Origin of the sequence: Stenotrophomonas sp. Y-13, assembly GCF_046267925.1 — a bacterium.
GTDB lineage: Bacteria > Pseudomonadota > Gammaproteobacteria > Xanthomonadales > Xanthomonadaceae > Stenotrophomonas > Stenotrophomonas acidaminiphila_A.
Map to the genome: position 1 here is coordinate 2999758 of NZ_CP176501.1, position 16408 is coordinate 3016165.

The window sequence follows — 16408 nt, forward strand, 5'->3', positions numbered from 1 at the left end:
CTTATGTCTGAGCCGAAATCCAGCGTTCGTTCCCGCAGCGCGCCCAAGCAGGCGCTGGAAGCGGTGATGGCGGACAAAACCGGGAACCCGTTGCGGCGAGCCCTGTGGCTCGATGCGCTGGACCGGCAGTTGCGCCCCCATCTGCCGCCTGCGCTGGGCAACCGTTGCCGGCTGGCCAATGTGGACGGCGAACACCTCGTTTTTCTCGTCGAATCGCCGGTCTGGCACGCCAAGGTCAGGCTTGCCGAAAACCAGTTGCTCGACGCGGCCCGATCCATCGGGCTGAAGGCCACCCGGGTGACCGTCAAGACTGCCACCGCGCCTGCACCCTCCCCGGTGCGAAACGACCAGCGCAGTACTCACGCAGTAACGGCCGCCACGCACAAAGGCCTGCGCGACGCCCTGGCTTGTCTGGCGGATGTGAAGGGCACCCGTTCCTGAATGCGGGTGGCGTTCCTCCACCGCAGGCGGGCATCCCGAAGAACCCCCGCACCAAGCCGGCAGGAATCCTAGCCGCGACTTGCAGTGGAGGCGTTAGTGTTTTGTTAATTAATGGTTAAATTCAGGCCGAAACGGCGCCTGGATTCACATTTTGTCCACGCCTGTCGGCGTGCCGCCCATTCAGGCGTAGGCTACCGCCCCGTACACGATCGGGTCGGCGGCGGCCGGCGAATCGAAGCACGCCCACTCCCACGCACTGGCATCGGCCAGCAGGGCACGGACCAGCTTGTTGTTGAGCGCGTGGCCGGATTTGTAGCCCTCGTAGGCGCCCAGCACCGGCCCCCCGGCCAGGTACAGGTCACCGACCGCGTCGAGGATCTTGTGGCGCACGAACTCATCGGCGTAGCGCAGGCCGTCGTCGTTGAGCACGCGGAACTCGTCCAGCACGATGGCGTTGTCCATCGAGCCGCCCAGCCCCAGGTTGCGCTCGCGCATGTACTCCAGGTCGCGCATGAAGCCGAAGGTGCGCGCGCGGGAGATTTCCTTGATGTAGGCGGCGGTGGAGAAGTCGATCTCCACCCGCGACTGCCGGGCCGGGATCATCGGGTGGTCGAACTGGATGGTGAAGCCCAGCCGGTAGCCCTCGTGCGGTTCGAAGCGGGCGATCTTGTCGCCGTCGCGCACTTCCACGGTCTTGAGGATGCGCAGGAAGCGCTTGGGCGCCGCCTGCTCGACGATGCCGGCCGACTGCAGCAGGAACACGAACGGGCCCGAGGAACCGTCCATGATCGGCAGCTCGGCCGAGGACAGCTCGACGATGGCATTGTCCACGCCCAGCCCGGCCATGGCCGACATCAGGTGCTCGACGGTCTGGATCTTGGCGCCTTCGCAGGTCAGGCCGGTGCACAGGGTCACTTCGGTGACCAGGTCCGCGCGCGCCGGCACTTCCACTACCGGGTCCAGGTCCACGCGGCGGAACACGATGCCATGGTCGACCGGTGCCGGACGCAGGGTCATGTAGACCTTGTCGCCGCTGTGCAGGCCGACGCCGGTGGCGCGGATCGTGTTCTTGAGGGTGCGCTGCTGGATCATCGGGGTACGTTCTGGAGGGACCGCCCGGAGCGCGGCCATAACCAAACAAGAATAACACGCATCAACATCCGTCCCTGGCGCGTGGCCGGCACGCCTCCTCCGGGGAGGCGAAGCTGCCGCCGGGCCGATCCTGGCCCGGCAGCAACGGACATGGATGCTGCTACCGGGGAGGACAACCCCGGCGTCCACGACAACTCACCGCCTGCCGGCCATGCCGCCCGCCGCAGGCGTCCCGTCGGGGACGCCCGGCGCTGGCGACCGGCCGGTCAGTCGGCCTGGCGGCGGAGGAACGCCGGGATGTCCAGGTAGTCGCTCGGCAGTTCCGCCGCGGCCGGTGCGGCCGCCGGGGCCGACGCGGCCACGGTGTCCGAACTCGGGCGGCGCAGGCCCATGCCCAGCGAGCTGCCCACGGCCTTGGCCACGGCATCGGCAGGGCTTTCGTAGTCGCCGCCGAACTCGGCCTGGCCGGTGGTGGCATTGCGCACCAGTTTGATCGGCGCACGCTCGCCCGGGCGCTGCGCGCTCTTGGCCACGGCGCGGTTCAGGCCGGTGGCGACCACGGTCACCCGCACTTCGTCCTGCATGTCCGGGTCGAGCACGGTGCCGACCACCACGGTGGCGTCTTCCGAGGCGAAGCCGTCGATGGTGCGGCCGATCTCGTCGAACTCGCTCATGGTGAAGTCCGGGCCGGCGGTGATGTTGACCAGGATGCCGTTGGCGCCGGCCAGGTTCACGTCGTCCAGCAACGGGTTCTGGATGGCGGCCTCGGCGGCGGCCTGGGCGCGGTCGTCGCCGCGGGCGGTGCCGGTGCCCATCATCGCCAGGCCCATTTCCGACATCACGGTGCGCACGTCGGCGAAGTCGACGTTGATCAGGCCCGGGCGCACGATCAGGTCGGCGATGCCCTGCACCGCGCCCTGCAGCACGTCGTTGGCGGCGCGGAAGGCCTGCACCATGGTGGCGTTGCGGCCGAGCACGGTGATCAGCTTCTCGTTGGGGATGGTGATCAGCGAGTCGACGTGCTGGCTCAGTTCCTCGATGCCCTTGAGCGCGACCTGCATGCGGCGGCGGCCCTCGAACGGGAACGGCTTGGTGACCACGGCCACGGTCAGGATGCCCATTTCCTTGGCCAGCTGCGCCACCACCGGCGCGGCGCCGGTGCCGGTGCCACCGCCCATGCCGGCGGTGATGAACACCATGTCCGCGCCCTGCAGCGCGTCCATGATGCGCTCGCGGTCTTCCAGCGCGGCCTGGCGGCCGACTTCCGGGTTGGCGCCGGCGCCCAGGCCCTTGGTGACGTTGGTGCCGAGCTGCAGCTGCAGCTTGGCGCCGCAGTTCTTGATCGCCTGCGAATCGGTGTTGGCGGTGATGAACTCGACGCCGTCCACGCTGGAGTTGACCATGTGCGCCACGGCGTTGCCGCCACCACCGCCCACGCCCACCACCTTGATCACCGCATTGGGTGCCATCTTCTCGATCAGTTCGAAATGTGCCATGTCCATGTCCTCGTTATAACCGCTTCCGTTGGCGTGGCCCCGCAGGCGTCCTGCCCTTGGTCACCGCGCCGCCATTGCGGCAGTTGTCGTTGGAATCCCGCGTGGCCTGCGCCATTGCGGGGTACCGCCCTGCTTCAATCACCGGCCAGCGGCCGGCGTTACCGCCCGTTCCGCGTCAGAACTCGCCGCGGAACCAGTTCTTCAATTTGTTGAACAGCGTGCCGGCGCGCCCGGTGGGCAGCGACGGACGCCGCGGGTGTTCGATCTGGCTGCCCATCAGCAGCAGGCCCACGCCGGTGGCGTGCACCGGGTTGCCGACCACCTCGCCGAGCCCGGTGACGTGCTGCGGGATGCCCACGCGCACCGGCATCTGCAGCATTTCCTCGGCCAGTTCGACCACCCCTTCCATCTTCGAGGCGCCGCCGGTGAGCACCATGCCGGCGCGCACCATTTCCTCGAAGCCCGAGCGGCGCAGTTCGGCCTGCACCATCTCGAAGATCTCCTCGTAACGGCCCTGCACCGCCTGCGCCAGCGAGGCGCGCGGCATGCGCCGCGGCGGGCGGTCGCCGACCGACGGCACCTGGATGCTCTCCTCGGCGGTGGCCAGCTGCGCCAGCGCGCAGGCGTAGCGCACCTTGATCTGCTCGGCCTCCGGGGTCGGCGTGCGCAGCATATGCGCGATGTCGTTGGTGACGTGGTCGCCGGCGATCGGCAGCGAGGCGGTGTGGCAGATCGCGCCCTGCACGAACACCGCGATGTCGGTGGTGCCGGCGCCGATGTCCACCATCACCACGCCGAGCTCGCGCTCGTCGGCGGTCAGCACCGCCACGCTGGAGGCCAGCGAGGACAGCACCAGGTCGTCCACCTGCAGGCCGCAGCGCTGCACGCACTTGCTGATGTTGGCCGCGGCCGACTGCGCGCAGACCACCAGGTGCGCGTGCACCTCCAGGCGCACGCCGGTCATGCCGACCGGGTTGCGGATGCCTTCCTGCGAGTCGTCCAGCACGTATTCGCGCGGGATCGCATGCAGGATCTTCTGGTCGGCCGGGATCGCCACCGCCTTGGCCGCCTCCAGCACCCGGTCCAGGTCGCCCCAGGTCACCTCGCCCTCGCGGATCGGGGTGATGCCCTGCGAGTTGCGGCACTGCACGTGGTTGCCGGAGATCGACGCGTAGACCGAGCGGATCTCGCAGCCGGCCATCAGTTCGGCCTCCTCGATCGCGCGCTGGATCGACTGCACCGTCGATTCGATATCCACCACCACGCCGCGCTTGAGCCCGCGCGATTCGTGCGAGCCGATGCCGATCACCTCGATCGGGCTGCCCGGCGAGTACTCGCCCACCAGTGCCACCACCTTGGAGGTGCCGATGTCGAGGCCGACGATCAGTGATTTGTCACCCTTGCGATTCATGTCCTGTCCTGCGTCTGCTTTGCTGCCGGCGGCGGAGTTCCCCAGCTCAGCGTGAAACCGTTGGTGTAGCGGAGGTCGGCGCGCACGATCGGCACCTGGGTGCGGGTGAACTGGGGCAGCACGCGCACGAAGCGACCCAGCCGCGAGCGCGCATCGTCGCGGCCGACGATGACTTCGGTGCCGTTGTCCAGCGCCAGCGACCAGCTGCCGCGCGCGTCCATCGCCACCCGCCGCACGTCGATGCCCACCGGTGCGAACAGCGCGCGCGAGTCGTTGTAGAGCTCGACCACCTCGGCGGTCTTGCTGTCCGGGCCATCGAGCTCGGGCAACGGCGCGTTCTCCAGCCCGTGCGGGGTGGCGAACAGCCGCCCCTGTTCGGACAGCAGCCGGTCCTTGCCCCAGCGCGCGAACGGCTTGTGTTCGACCACGCTCACCTCGAGCACGTCGGGCCACTGCTTGCGCACCTGCGCGCTCTCCACCCACGGCAGCCGCTCCACCGCGTGCTGCGCATCCTGCAGCTTGACCGCGAAGTAGCCGGCGCGGGCATACGGCAGCAGCGCCTTGCGCAGCTCCTCGCCGGGCACGCGCTTGAACTCGCCGTGCACGCGCAGCCGGGTCAACGGCCAGCGCTCGGCGCCGACCCAGCCGTTGAGCACCGCGACCACCGGCAACGCCACCAGGGCGATGGCCAGCAGCCAGGCGAGGATGCGCAGCAACGCGCTCATGCGCGCCCCCCGCCGGTCCTGGTGGTTCCGCGCGACGGCACCGCGCCGCGGCCGTTGCCGGCCACGAGCGGGGTGCGCATCAGCGGAAGCAGGCAGGGCTTCATTCGTCCCGCGCCTCCTGGAAACCGCCGCTGGCGATCTGCTGGGCGACGTGGCCGATGTCGCCGGCGCCCATCATCAGCAGCAGATCGCCGTCGCGCAGCACGTCCGGCAGCACCGACACCAGGTCATGGGCATGCCCGACCACCACCGGCTCGCTGCGGCCGCGGGCGCGGATGGCGCGGGCCAGCGACTTCGAATCGGCACCCGGGATCGGCGCCTCGCCGGCCGGGTAGACCTCGCTCAGCACCAGCGCATCGACTTCCGACAGCACCGCGGCGAACGCGTCGAACTGGTCGCGGGTACGGCTGTAGCGGTGCGGCTGGAACGCCACCACCAGCCGCTGCGCGGGCCAGCCACCACGGGCGGCGGCGAACACTGCGGCCAGCTCGCGCGGGTGGTGGCCGTAATCGTCGATCAACCGCACCCGGGCGCCCTTGGCGGTGGTGACCACGCCCAGGTCGTTGAAGCGGCGGCCCACGCCCTCGAACTTCTCCAGCGCGGCGGCGATCGTTTCCGGCGCCACGCCCAGCTGCCAGCCGATGGCGGCGGCGGCCAGCGCGTTGAGCACGTTGTGGCGGCCCGGCAGCGCCAGCGTCACCGGCACGCTGCTGCCTTCGGGCAGGCGCAGGGTGAAGCGCATGCGCGCGCCGTCCTGCACCACGTCCTCGGCGCGCACGTCGGCGTTGCCGCTCATGCCGTAGGTCATGACGTGGCGCGGGGTCTGCGTGGCCAGTGCGGCCACCTCCGGGTCGTCGATGCACAGCACCGCCAGCCCGTAGAACGGCAGCCGCTGCAGGAACTCGGCGAACGCCGCCTGCACCCGGGCAAAGTCGTTGCCGTAGTTCTCCAGGTGGTCGGCGTCGATGTTGGTGATCACCGCCACCAGCGGATTCAGCCGCAGGAAGCTGCCGTCGCTCTCGTCGGCCTCGGCCACCAGCCATTGCCCGCCGCCGAGCTTGGCGTTGGCGCCGGCGGCCAACAGCTGCCCGCCGATCACGAAGGTCGGGTCCAGCCCGCCTTCGCTGAGCACCGCGGCGGTCAGCGAGGTGGTGGTGGTCTTGCCGTGGGTGCCGGCCACGGCGATGCCGCGGCGGAAGCGCATCAGCTCGGCCAGCATCGCCGCGCGCGGCATGATCGGGATGCGCTGGCTGCGCGCCTCCATCAGTTCCGGGTTGTCTTCGCGGATGGCGCTGGACACCACCACGCAGTCGGTGCCGAGCACGTTGGCGGCGGAGTGTCCGCGCATCACCCGCGCGCCCAGCCGTGCCAGGCGGCGGGTGGCGGCGTTGTCGGCATTGTCCGAGCCGGAAACTTCATAGCCCAGGGTCAGCATCACCTCGGCGATGCCGCTCATGCCGGTGCCGCCGATGCCGACGAAATGCACCCGCGGGAACGCCCGGACCAGGTCGGTGGTGTCGTGGAGGCGGCGGATCATGCGCGGCCTCCGGCGAGGCGGGCGCGGGTGCGCGGTGCCGTGTTCATGCTGCTTCCTCGAGGATGATGTCGGCGATGCGTTCGGCCGCATCGGCCTTGGCCAGCGCACGCGCGGCCTGGGCCATCTGCATGCGTCGGGCGGGAGTGGCGGCGAGCGCGCGCAGCACGCCCTCCAGGTGGGTGGCCAGCGCGTCGTCCTGCTTCAGCAGTTCGGCGGCGCCGCGCTCGACCAGGTATTCGGCGTTGCGGGTCTGGTGGTCGTCGACCGCCGCGGCGAACGGCACCAGCACGCTGCCGACGCCCACCGCGCACAGTTCGGCCAGGGTCGACGCGCCGGAACGGCACACCACCAGGTCGGCCCAGGCATAGGCCGCGGCCATGTCCTGGATGAAGGCATCGACGCGGCCGTCGACGCCGGCATCGCGGTAGGACCGCCGCGCCTCGTCGAGCAGCTTTTCGCCGCACTGGTGCCAGACCTCGATGGCGACGCTGCCGGCCAACGCGGCCAGCGCTTTGGGCACCGCGTTGTTGAGCGCGCGCGCCCCCTGGCTGCCCCCCAGCACCAGCACCCGCATCGGGCCGCTGCGGCCGGCCAGGCGCTGCTCCGGCGCCGGCAGCGCGGCGATCTCGGCGCGCACCGGGTTGCCGACGACCTCTTCGCCGCTGGCGAAGCTGCCGGGGAAGCCGGTCAGCAGGCGCCGCGCGAAGCGCGACAGGATGCGGTTGGTCATGCCCGGCGCGCGGTTCTGTTCGTGCACCAGCAACGGCAGCCCGTGCAGGCGCGCCGCCATGCCGCCGGGGCCGGAGGCGAAGCCGCCGAACGCCACCACCGCGCGCGGGTTGCGCTCGCGCAGGATGAAGCCGGCGGCGCGGATCGCGCGCAGCACCCGCAGCGGCGCCGCCAGCAGCGCCAGCTTGCCCTTGCCGCGCAGGCCGGAGATCGCCAGCGTGTCGATAGCGATGCCGTGCTGCGGCACCAGCCGGGTTTCCATCGCGCCCTCGGCGCCGAGCCAGGTCACCGGGATGCCGCGCCCGCGCAGCACCCGCGCCACGGCCAGCCCCGGGAAGATGTGCCCGCCGGTGCCACCGGCCATGATCAGCACCGGCCGCGGGGTGCCTTGCGCTGGCGTCGCCGCCTGCGGCTGCGAAGGATGCTGCGAGGGTTGCGTCATCACGCGATCCTCCCGAAGGTCGGTTCGACCCGCTGCTGCATGCGGCTGGTGCCGCGCGCGGCACCGGCCTGCATGGCCGCGGCGATCGCGCTGGCGGTGGCCGGCTCGGCCGGCTGCGCGGCGGCGTCCGCCGGCACGTCGGCCACGTCGGCGTCATCACGCACTTCCTGGCGGCGCACCGCGCGGTTGTATTCCCACGACACGCGCAGCAGCACGCCGACCGCCACGCAGGTCATCATCACGCTGGAACCGCCGGAGGAGATCAGCGGCAGGGTCAGGCCCTTGGTCGGCAGCATGCCCAGGTTCACGCCGATCGACACGAAGGTCTGCAGGCCGATCCACAGGCCCACGCCGAAGGCGATGTAGCCGGAGAAGTGGCGGCGCATCTCGATGCAGCGCATGCCCAGCCAGAACGCACGGCCGACCAGCAGCGCGTACAGCGCGATGATCGTGCACACGCCGGCGAAGCCCAGCTCCTCGGCGATCACCGAGAAGATGAAGTCGGTATGCGACTCGGGCAGGTAGTTGAGCTTCTGGATGGACGCGCCCAGGCCCACCCCGGTCCATTCGCCGCGGCCGATCGCCATCAGCGCGTTGGACAGCTGGTAGCCCGAACCCAGCTGGTCTTCCCACGGGTCCATGAACGAGGTCACGCGGCGCATGCGGTACGGCTCGAAGATCACCAGCAGCACCAGCGCCGGCAGCATCAGCAGCACCGGCAGCACGATGCGCTTGAGCTGCGCGCCGCCCAGCACCAGCATGCAGGTGGTGATGCCCAGCAGCAGCATCGACGAACCGAAGTCCGGCTGCAGCAGCAGCAGCACCACCAGCACGCCGACCACGCCCACCGGCTTGAGCATCGCCTGCCAGGTGGCGTTGACCTCGTCGCGGAAGCGCACCAGGTAGCTGGACAGCCAGATGATGTACAGCACCTTGACCGCCTCGACCGTCTGGAACTTGGACACGCCCAGGTTGATCCAGCGGCGCGCGCCGTTGACGGTGCTGCCCAGGCCGGGCACGAACACCACCACCAGCAGCGCGAAGCAGCCCAGCAGCAGCAGGTGGTTGTACTTCTCGACGTCGCGCAGCTCCACCCGCATGGCCACCGCCGCCAGCGCCACGCCGATGCCGATGAACACCAGGTGCCGGGTCAGGTAGTAGAACGGGCTCTGGGTGAGCGCGATGGAGCTGGAGGCGACCATCACGATGCCCAGCGACGCCAGCGCCACGGCCGCGCCCAGCAGCCACTTGTCGTAGTGGCCGCCGATCGCTTCGAGCCGGGTTGCCTGGCGCGCGGTATCGTCCATCAGCGCACCTTCAGCGTCGCCAGGCCGATCAGCACCAGCACCACCGAGATGATCCAGAAGCGCACGATCACCCGCGGCTCGGGCCAGCCCTTGAGTTCGAAGTGGTGGTGGATCGGCGCCATCCGGAACACGCGCTTGCCGGTCAGCTTGAAGCTGGCCACCTGGATCATCACCGACAGCGTCTCGATCACGAACACGCCGCCCATCACCACCAGCACCAGCTCCTGGCGCACGATCACCGCGATGGTGCCCAGCACCGCGCCCAGCGCCAGCGCGCCGACGTCACCCATGAACACCATGGCCGGGTAGGTGTTGAACCACAGGAAACCGAGCCCGGCACCGGCGATCGCCGCGCAGATGATGACCAGCTCGCCGGCCCCGGGGATCTGCGGGATCTGCAGGTAGCTGGAGAACACCGCGTTGCCCGAGGCGTAGGCGAACACGCCCAGCGCGCAGGCGACCAGCACGGTCGGCATGATCGCCAGCCCGTCCAGGCCGTCGGTCAGGTTGACCGCGTTGGAGAAGCCGACGATCCAGAAGTAGGCGATGGCGACGAAGCTGATCCCGGCCAGCGGCAGCGCGATGGCCTTGAACATCGGGATGTACAGGGTCAGCGCCGCCGGCACGTCGGCGGTATGGAACAGGAACAGGCCGGCGCCGAGGCCGAAGATCGACTGCAGCAGGTATTTCCAGCGCGACTTCAGGCCGTTGGGGTCGCGCCTGGCGATCTTGATCCAGTCGTCGTACCAGCCGATGGCGCCGAAGCACAGCATCACCGCCATCACCAGCCACACGTAGCGGTTGCGCAGGTCGCCCCACAGCAGCACCGACAGCAGCACCGACAGCAGGATCAGGCCGCCGCCCATGGTCGGGGTGCCGGCCTTGGAGAAGTGCGACTGCGGGCCGTCCTTGCGGATCGGCTGCCCGCCCTTGAGCTGCGCCAGGCGGCGGATCGCCGCCGGCCCCAGCCACAGCGACAGGCCGAGCGCGGTCAGCGCGGCGAGGATGCCGCGGAAGGTGAGGTAGTTGAACAACCGGAACAGGTCGTCCAGCTGCTGCAGCCAACGGGCCAGTTCAAGCAACATGCGGTGTGTCCTCGCCACGCTTGAGCAGCGCGGTCACGATCTTGTCCATGGCGCTGCCGCGCGAGCCCTTGACCAGGCACCGCACGCCAGCATGAAGGTCGGCTTCCAGCGCCGCGGCGAGCGCGGCGTGGCTGTCGAAATGGCGCCCGCCCTCGCCGAACGCGGCGGCGGCGGCCGCGCTCAGCGGCCCCAGCGCATACAGCCGCTTGAGCCCGGCTTCGCGCGCGCGGCGGCCGGCCTGCGCATGCAGCGCCTCGGCATCGGGGCCAAGCTCGCGCATGTCGCCCAGCACCAGCCAGGCGTCTTCCTTGCCCGCGGCCAGCGCGGCGATCGCCGCGGCCAGCGAACCCGGGTTGGCGTTGTAGCTGTCGTCGACCAGCACCGCGCCGCCGGGCAGCACATGCGCGACCTGGCGGCCGGCCACCGGGCGCGCCTGCGCAAGGCCCTCGGCCACCCGCGGCAGGGCGATGCCGGCGGCCAGCGCCAGCGATGCGGCGGCCAGCGCATTGAGCACGTTGTGCCGCCCCGGCAGCTGCAGCGCCACCTCGGCCTCGCCCTGCGGCGCGTGCAGGCGGAAACGGGAACCGGCTTCGGCCAGCACGATGGCGCTGGCGGTGACGTCGGCGCTGGCTTCCAGGCCGAAGCGGAGCACGCGATGGGCGCCGGCACGCTCGGCGAAGAACGGGGCGAACGCGTCGTCGGCGTTGACCACGGCCACCCCGCCTTCGCGCAGGTCGTCGTAGACCGCCGCCTTGGTGTTGGCGATCTCCAGCAGGCTGCCCATGCGCTCCAGGTGCGCGGGCGCGACGTTGTTGACCAGTGCCACGTCCGGCGCGGCGATGGCGGTCAGGTAGGCAATGTCGCCCGGCTTGCCGGTGCCCATCTCGTAGATCGCGAAATCGGCGTCTTCCGGCGCGTCGATCACCGCCAGCGGCATGCCGATCTCGTTGTTGCGGTTGCCCGGGGTGGCGTAGACCTGGCGGCCCTCGACCATCGCCACGTGCTGCAGGATCGCCAGCAGCAGGGTCTTGACGCTGGTCTTGCCGTTGCTGCCGGTGATGGCGAACACGCGGGTGGCGCGGTCGCGCTGCATCGCGGTGGCGATCCGGGCCAGCGCGCGTTCGGCGTCGGCGACCACCACCTGCGGCACGTCCAGCGGCAGCAGGCGCTCGACCAGCAGTGCGCTGGCGCCGTTGTCCACGGCGCTGGCGGCGAAATCGTGGCCGTCGAAGCGCTCGCCGCGCAGGGCCAGGTACAGGCTGCCCGGCGCCAGCGTGCGGCTGTCGTTGCCGATGGCGTCGATGCTCGCATCCTCGCCATGCAGTTCGCCGCCGGCCCAGTGCGCGATCAGCGACAACGGGGTGCGCTTCATCGGGCACCTCCCGCGGTCTGGCCGTCGTTGGAGCCGTGCGTGGCGCACACGCCCTGGCGGCGGTTGGCCAGCGCGCGCGAGGCGACGTCGGTGTCGTCGAATGGATGCTTGATGCCTGCGATCTCCTGGTAGGGCTCGTGCCCCTTGCCGGCGACCAGCACGATGTCGCCTGGGCCGGCCTGGGCGATGGCCGCGCCGATGGCGCGCGCACGGTCGCGCTGTACGTGTATTTCGGTGGGCTGGCGCGCCGCTTCGGCGTGCGTGGCGAAGCCGGCCATGATGTCGGCGACGATGCCGTCGCCATCCTCGCCGCGCGGGTTGTCGTCGGTGACGAACACCACGTCGGCATGGGCCTGGGCGATGGCCGCCATCTGCGGACGCTTGCCGGTATCGCGCTCGCCACCGCAGCCGAACACGCACAGCAGGCGGCCGTCGAGGTGGCCGTGCAGGCTGCGCAGCGCCTGCTCCAGCGCGTCGGGGGTGTGCGCGTAGTCGATGACCACGGTCGGCTCGCCCTGCCCGCCGAGGCGGTTCATGCGGCCGCGGATCGGCTGCAGCCGGCCGAGCACGCCGGCGATGGTCGCCGCCGGCTGGCCCAGCGCGTGCAGCGCGCCGGCCACCGCCAGCAGGTTGTCGACGTTGAAGCGGCCCAGCAGCGGCGAGCGCAGCGAGTGGCGCTCGCCGCCGATCACCAGGTCGAAGCCGATGCCCTGCCCGTCCAGCACCAGGGCCTCGGCACGGACCGTGGCGCCGGCCTGCCCGGTCGAGCTCACGCCGATGGCGCGCACGCCACTGGCGAGCGTGCCGACCAGTTCGCGGCCGAACGCGTCATCCAGGTTGATGACCGCTGCCTTCAGCCCGTCGCGGTGGAACAGCCGCGCCTTGGCCGCGCCGTAGCTGGCCATGTCGCCGTGGTAGTCCAGATGGTCGCGGGTGAGATTGGTGAACACCGCCACGTCGTAATGCACGGCATCGACGCGGCCCTGGTCCAGCGCATGCGAGCTGACTTCCATCGCCACCGCCTGCGCGCCCTGGTCGCGCAGCCGCGCCAGTACTTCATGCATCTGCAGCACCAGCGGCGTGGTGAAGCCGGTCGGCACCACGTCGCCGTACAGGCCGACGCCGAGCGTGCCGATGCTGCCGCTGCGGATGCCCAGCAGGTGCCAGGCCTGCGACAGCAGCTGCACGGTCGAGGTCTTGCCGTTGGTGCCGGTCACGCCGACCATGGTCATCGCGCGCGAGGGTTGGCCGTGGAACTGGTCGGCCATCGCGCCCATGCGTCTGCGCAGGCCGGGCACGGCGATGGCATCGGCCGGTGCCGGCAGTTCCGCCGGCGCCGGCGGGTCGAACAGGATGGCGCTGGCGCCGGCGGCCCGGGCCTGCTCGACGAAGCCCAGCCCATGCGCGCCGAAACCGGCGATGGCGACGAAGGCATCGCCGGGGCGCACCTGACGCGAGTCCAGCACCAGCCCGCCGATCTGCGGATCACGGGCCAGGGCCAGGTCGGGCAGCAGCTGCGACAGCGGCATCGTGCGGCTCACTGGCGCACCTCCGGCGTGACCGGCTGCGGCGCGGTGGCGGTGGGAATGGCGGCGTTGAACTCGGCGTCGATATTGGGCTCGGCCGGGTCCTGCGGCACCGGCAGCGTGGCCGGGTTGTGGAGCGGGTTGCCGCCGACCTTGCCCGCGGCCTGCGCCGCCAGCCACGACTGGATGTCGTCCGGCGGCACGTCCATCAGCCGCAGGGTGCCCTCCATCACGTGGTGGAACACCGGCGCGGATACCAGGCCGCCGTACTGCAGCCTGCCGCGCGGGTCGTTGACCACGATCACCGCGGCGAAGCGCGGGTTGGTGGCCGGCACCACGCCGGCGAACAGCAGGTTGTAGTGGCCGCGTTCGTAGCCGTTGGGGCCGTTCTTGCGCGCGGTACCGGTCTTGCCGGCAACGTGGTAACCCAGGATCGCCGCCTGCTTGGCACCGCCCTGGGTGACCACCGTCTCCATCATCCGCACCACTTCCTGCGCGACCGCCGGTTCGATCACCTGGCGCGCTTCGTTGTGCTGGCCCTTGACGAAGGTCGGCTGGATCACGCGGCCGCCGTTGGCCAGCGCCGAGTAGGCCTGCGCGATCTGCAGCGGCGTCACCGACAGGCCGTAGCCGTAGGACATGGTGGTCTTGGTGGTACCGTACCAGCCCGGGCTGCCCGGCGACGGCACCACGCCGGCCGATTCGCCCGGGAAGCCGCTGTGCGGCGCCACGCCGTAACCGAAGGCGCGCACCGCGTCGTAGAAGGTCTGGTCCGGCAGCCGCGCCACGATCTTGGCCGCGCCGATGTTGGAGCTGCGGGTGATCACCCCGGTGACGTTGAGCACGCCGTTGTTGCGCGGCACGTCGCGGATCGTATAGCGCCCCAGCGACAGGTAGCCGGGGTTGGTGTCGATGATGGTGTCCGGGGTGACCACGCGGTGCTGCAGCGCGGTGGCGATGGTCAGCGGCTTCATCGTCGAACCCGGCTCGACCAGGTCGGTCACGGCGCGGTTGCGGCGCGCATCCGGGGTCGCCCCGCTGACCGAGTTCGGGTTGTAGGTCGGCAGGTTGGCCATGGCCAGGATCTCGCCGGTGGCCACGTCCATGATCACGATGGAACCGCCGGCGGCTTCATTGGCGGTGACGGCGTTGCGCAGCTCGCGCATGGCCAGGAACTGGATGCGCCGGTCGATGCTGAGGGTCAGGTCCTTGCCGGGCTCGGCGGCGCGCACCAGGTCGATGCTCTCCACGATCGCGCCCTTGCGGTCGCGGATCACCTTCTTGGCACCGGGCTTGCCGCGCAGCCATTCGTCGAACGCCAGCTCCAGCCCTTCCTGGCCATGGTCGTCGATGTTGGTGAAACCCAGCACGTGGGCCATCGCCTCGCCCTGCGGGTAATAGCGGCGGAACTCGCGCTGCGCGAACACGCCGGGAATCTTCAGCGCGACGATCTGCTCGGCCACGTCCGGGTTCATGCGCCGGCGCAGGTACATGAACTCCTTGTCGGCCTTCTGCGTGAGCTTGGCGGTCAGCTCGTCCACCGGCAGCGACAGCGCCTGCGCCAGCTCGGGGATGCGTCCGGGCGCGCGCAGCAGCTCCTGCGGGTTGACCCAGATCGAGGCGACCGGGGTGGACACCGCCACCGGCTCGCCGTTGCGGTCGGTGATCATGCCGCGCGAGGTGGCGATGGGCACTTCGCGCAGGTAACGCGCTTCGCCCTGGCGCTGGTAGAAATCGCTGTTGACCAGCTGCACGTAAGCGGCGCGGCCGACCAGGGTCACCGCGCACAGGCCCAGGCCCGCGCCGACCATCAGCATGCGGCTGCGCAGGTTGAACTGGCTGCGGTTGCGGTTGCGGCGGGGGGCGTTCATCGCGCACCCCTGGCCGCCATGGACGGCGGGAATGCCGGTTTTGCAGGGGCACAAACCAGCCCTGCGCCACCCTGCGGGCGGCGTCGCCATGCGCAACGGGTATCCTGGCGCGTGCTCATGGCCGCACCACCACGATGTCGCCGGCTTCCGGGAACTTCATGCCCAGGCGCCCGCGCGCCTCCTGGTCCACGCGGGTGGCCTGGGCCAGGGTGGCCTGCTCCAGCTGCAGGCGGCCGAATTCGATATTGAGTTCGTCGCGCGCGTGCTCCAGCCGCGACAGCTCCACGAACAGCTGGCGATGGCGGTGACGCATGAACACCACGCCGATCGCCGAGGCGATCGTGCAGGCCAGCAGCACCACCAGCAGCAGCCGGCTCATGCGGCACCTCCGTCGGTGGCCGGCGCGCGCTTTTCCGCCACCCGCAGCACCGCGCTGCGCGCGCGCGGGTTGGCCGCCAGCTCGTCGTCCCCGGCCTTGATGGCGCCGCCGACCAGGTCCAGGGTCGGCACGAACGCCTGCACTTCCGGCAGCCGGCGGTTGCTCGGCGGCGCCTTGGCGTGGCGGTTCATGAACTGCTTGACGATGCGGTCTTCCAGCGAATGGAAGCTGATCACCGCCAGCCGGCCACCGGGCTTGAGCCGCGCCAGCGCCGCATCCAGACCGGCCTCCAGGTCGGCCAGCTCGCGGTTGATGTGGATGCGGATGGCCTGGAAGCTGCGCGTGGCCGGGTGGATCTTGTCCTTGCCGCGCGGCATCACCGACGCGATCAGCTCGGCCAGTTCGGCGGTGCGCGAGAACGGCTGCCTGGCGCTGCGGTACTGGACGATGGCGCGGGCGATGCGGCGGCTCTGCCGCTCCTCGCCATAGGTCCACAGCACGTCGGCGATCTCGCGCTCCTCGGCGCGGTTGAGCCACTGCGCCGCGCTTTCGCCCGCGTCCGGGTCCATGCGCATGTCCAGCGGACCGTCCTTGCCGAAACTGAAACCGCGCTCGGCCACGTCCAGCTGCGGCGAAGACACGCCCAGGTCGAACAGCACGCCATCCAGGCCGGCAGCGGTCTCGCTCCAGCCCAGCAGGTCGGCGAAGCTGCCGCGATGGATCGCCACGCGCGGGTCCGGCGCGAAATCGCGCTCGGCCACGGCGATGGCTTCCGGATCCTTGTCCATCACCAGCAGGCGGCCATGCGCGCCGAGCTGGCGCAGCACGCCGCCGGCGTGGCCGCCACGGCCGAACGTGCCGTCCAGATAGGTACCGTCCTCGATCACCCTCAGGCCCTGCAGGACCTGGGTGTACAGCACCGGCAGGTGAGCCGCCGGCGGCTGCGACACCGGAGGGTGACCGGCCTGCGCTTGACCGCGCACCCGGGCACCCCG

General features: G+C 70.6%; 14 protein-coding genes. 1 reads left to right on the forward strand and 13 read right to left on the reverse strand.

Features of this window, described 5'->3' with window-relative positions; translation table 11 throughout:
* The first annotated feature begins 3 nt into the window (after window positions 1-3).
* Window positions 4-441 carry a DciA family protein gene (locus tag ACJ7VY_RS13555; RefSeq protein ID WP_104939594.1) on the forward strand — a complete coding sequence of 146 codons (438 nt, stop codon included), beginning with the start codon at window positions 4-6 and terminating at the stop codon, window positions 439-441.
* A 180-nt stretch (window positions 442-621) separates the two neighbouring features.
* Here the strand turns inward: ACJ7VY_RS13555 and lpxC are convergent, their stop codons facing one another.
* From lpxC to rsmH, 13 genes are all read right to left on the reverse strand, one after another.
* Complete coding sequence (lpxC, locus tag ACJ7VY_RS13560) at window positions 622-1533, reverse strand: UDP-3-O-acyl-N-acetylglucosamine deacetylase (RefSeq protein ID WP_161613802.1); 912 nt, start codon at window positions 1531-1533, stop codon at window positions 622-624.
* A gap of 266 nt (window positions 1534-1799) precedes the next feature.
* Window positions 1800-3029, reverse strand: a complete 1230-nt coding sequence (gene ftsZ, locus ACJ7VY_RS13565) for a cell division protein FtsZ (RefSeq protein ID WP_104939595.1) — start codon at window positions 3027-3029, stop codon at window positions 1800-1802.
* 175 nt (window positions 3030-3204) lie between these two features.
* Window positions 3205-4440, reverse strand: coding sequence for a cell division protein FtsA (gene ftsA, locus ACJ7VY_RS13570; RefSeq protein ID WP_054667596.1), 1236 nt, complete (start codon window positions 4438-4440; stop codon window positions 3205-3207).
* Window positions 4437-5165, reverse strand: a complete 729-nt coding sequence (locus ACJ7VY_RS13575) for a cell division protein FtsQ/DivIB (RefSeq protein WP_104939596.1) — start codon at window positions 5163-5165, stop codon at window positions 4437-4439. Before ACJ7VY_RS13575 ends, ftsA begins: the two co-directional genes overlap by 4 nt.
* A gap of 100 nt (window positions 5166-5265) precedes the next feature.
* A complete protein-coding gene (gene murC, locus ACJ7VY_RS13580; protein WP_104939597.1) occupies window positions 5266-6702 on the reverse strand; it encodes a UDP-N-acetylmuramate--L-alanine ligase in 1437 nt (478 codons plus the stop codon).
* 43 nt (window positions 6703-6745) lie between these two features.
* Window positions 6746-7795 carry an undecaprenyldiphospho-muramoylpentapeptide beta-N-acetylglucosaminyltransferase gene (gene murG / locus ACJ7VY_RS13585; RefSeq protein ID WP_240213287.1) on the reverse strand — a complete coding sequence of 350 codons (1050 nt, stop codon included), beginning with the start codon at window positions 7793-7795 and terminating at the stop codon, window positions 6746-6748.
* Between the two features lie 77 nt (window positions 7796-7872).
* Window positions 7873-9180 carry a putative lipid II flippase FtsW gene (gene ftsW / locus ACJ7VY_RS13590; protein ID WP_104939599.1) on the reverse strand — a complete coding sequence of 436 codons (1308 nt, stop codon included), beginning with the start codon at window positions 9178-9180 and terminating at the stop codon, window positions 7873-7875.
* Complete coding sequence (gene mraY, locus ACJ7VY_RS13595) at window positions 9180-10265, reverse strand: phospho-N-acetylmuramoyl-pentapeptide-transferase (RefSeq protein WP_104939600.1); 1086 nt, start codon at window positions 10263-10265, stop codon at window positions 9180-9182. The genes ftsW and mraY overlap by 1 nt, the downstream gene beginning before the upstream one ends.
* Entirely contained in the window at window positions 10255-11637 is a 1383-nt protein-coding gene (gene murF, locus ACJ7VY_RS13600) for a UDP-N-acetylmuramoyl-tripeptide--D-alanyl-D-alanine ligase (RefSeq protein WP_313248135.1), read from the reverse strand. Before murF ends, mraY begins: the two co-directional genes overlap by 11 nt.
* Entirely contained in the window at window positions 11634-13178 is a 1545-nt protein-coding gene (locus tag ACJ7VY_RS13605; protein ID WP_409475833.1) for a UDP-N-acetylmuramoyl-L-alanyl-D-glutamate--2,6-diaminopimelate ligase, read from the reverse strand. The genes murF and ACJ7VY_RS13605 overlap by 4 nt, the downstream gene beginning before the upstream one ends.
* Window positions 13175-15034 (reverse strand): penicillin-binding protein 2, encoded by a 1860-nt coding sequence (locus ACJ7VY_RS13610; protein ID WP_313248133.1) that lies wholly within the window; start codon window positions 15032-15034, stop codon window positions 13175-13177. Before ACJ7VY_RS13610 ends, ACJ7VY_RS13605 begins: the two co-directional genes overlap by 4 nt.
* 115 nt (window positions 15035-15149) lie before the next feature.
* Entirely contained in the window at window positions 15150-15413 is a 264-nt protein-coding gene (gene ftsL / locus ACJ7VY_RS13615; RefSeq protein WP_054667605.1) for a cell division protein FtsL, read from the reverse strand.
* Entirely contained in the window at window positions 15410-16396 is a 987-nt protein-coding gene (rsmH, locus tag ACJ7VY_RS13620; protein ID WP_409476818.1) for a 16S rRNA (cytosine(1402)-N(4))-methyltransferase RsmH, read from the reverse strand. The genes ftsL and rsmH overlap by 4 nt, the downstream gene beginning before the upstream one ends.
* Window positions 16397-16408 lie beyond the last annotated feature (12 nt).

Coding starts and splice junctions, on each gene's coding strand:
- murG (WP_240213287.1), bottom strand. CDS start 7,795: ATGGCCGGTGGCACCGGCGGGCACATCTTCCCGGGGCTGGCCGTGGCG.
- ftsA (WP_054667596.1), bottom strand. CDS start 4,440: ATGAATCGCAAGGGTGACAAATCACTGATCGTCGGCCTCGACATCGGC.
- murC (WP_104939597.1), bottom strand. CDS start 6,702: ATGATCCGCCGCCTCCACGACACCACCGACCTGGTCCGGGCGTTCCCG.
- ftsW (WP_104939599.1), bottom strand. CDS start 9,180: ATGGACGATACCGCGCGCCAGGCAACCCGGCTCGAAGCGATCGGCGGC.
- mraY (WP_104939600.1), bottom strand. CDS start 10,265: ATGTTGCTTGAACTGGCCCGTTGGCTGCAGCAGCTGGACGACCTGTTC.
- ACJ7VY_RS13555 (WP_104939594.1), top strand. CDS start 4: ATGTCTGAGCCGAAATCCAGCGTTCGTTCCCGCAGCGCGCCCAAGCAG.
- lpxC (WP_161613802.1), bottom strand. CDS start 1,533: ATGATCCAGCAGCGCACCCTCAAGAACACGATCCGCGCCACCGGCGTC.
- ACJ7VY_RS13575 (WP_104939596.1), bottom strand. CDS start 5,165: ATGAGCGCGTTGCTGCGCATCCTCGCCTGGCTGCTGGCCATCGCCCTG.
- ACJ7VY_RS13610 (WP_313248133.1), bottom strand. CDS start 15,034: ATGAACGCCCCCCGCCGCAACCGCAACCGCAGCCAGTTCAACCTGCGC.
- murF (WP_313248135.1), bottom strand. CDS start 11,637: ATGAAGCGCACCCCGTTGTCGCTGATCGCGCACTGGGCCGGCGGCGAA.
- ftsZ (WP_104939595.1), bottom strand. CDS start 3,029: ATGGCACATTTCGAACTGATCGAGAAGATGGCACCCAATGCGGTGATC.
- ftsL (WP_054667605.1), bottom strand. CDS start 15,413: ATGAGCCGGCTGCTGCTGGTGGTGCTGCTGGCCTGCACGATCGCCTCG.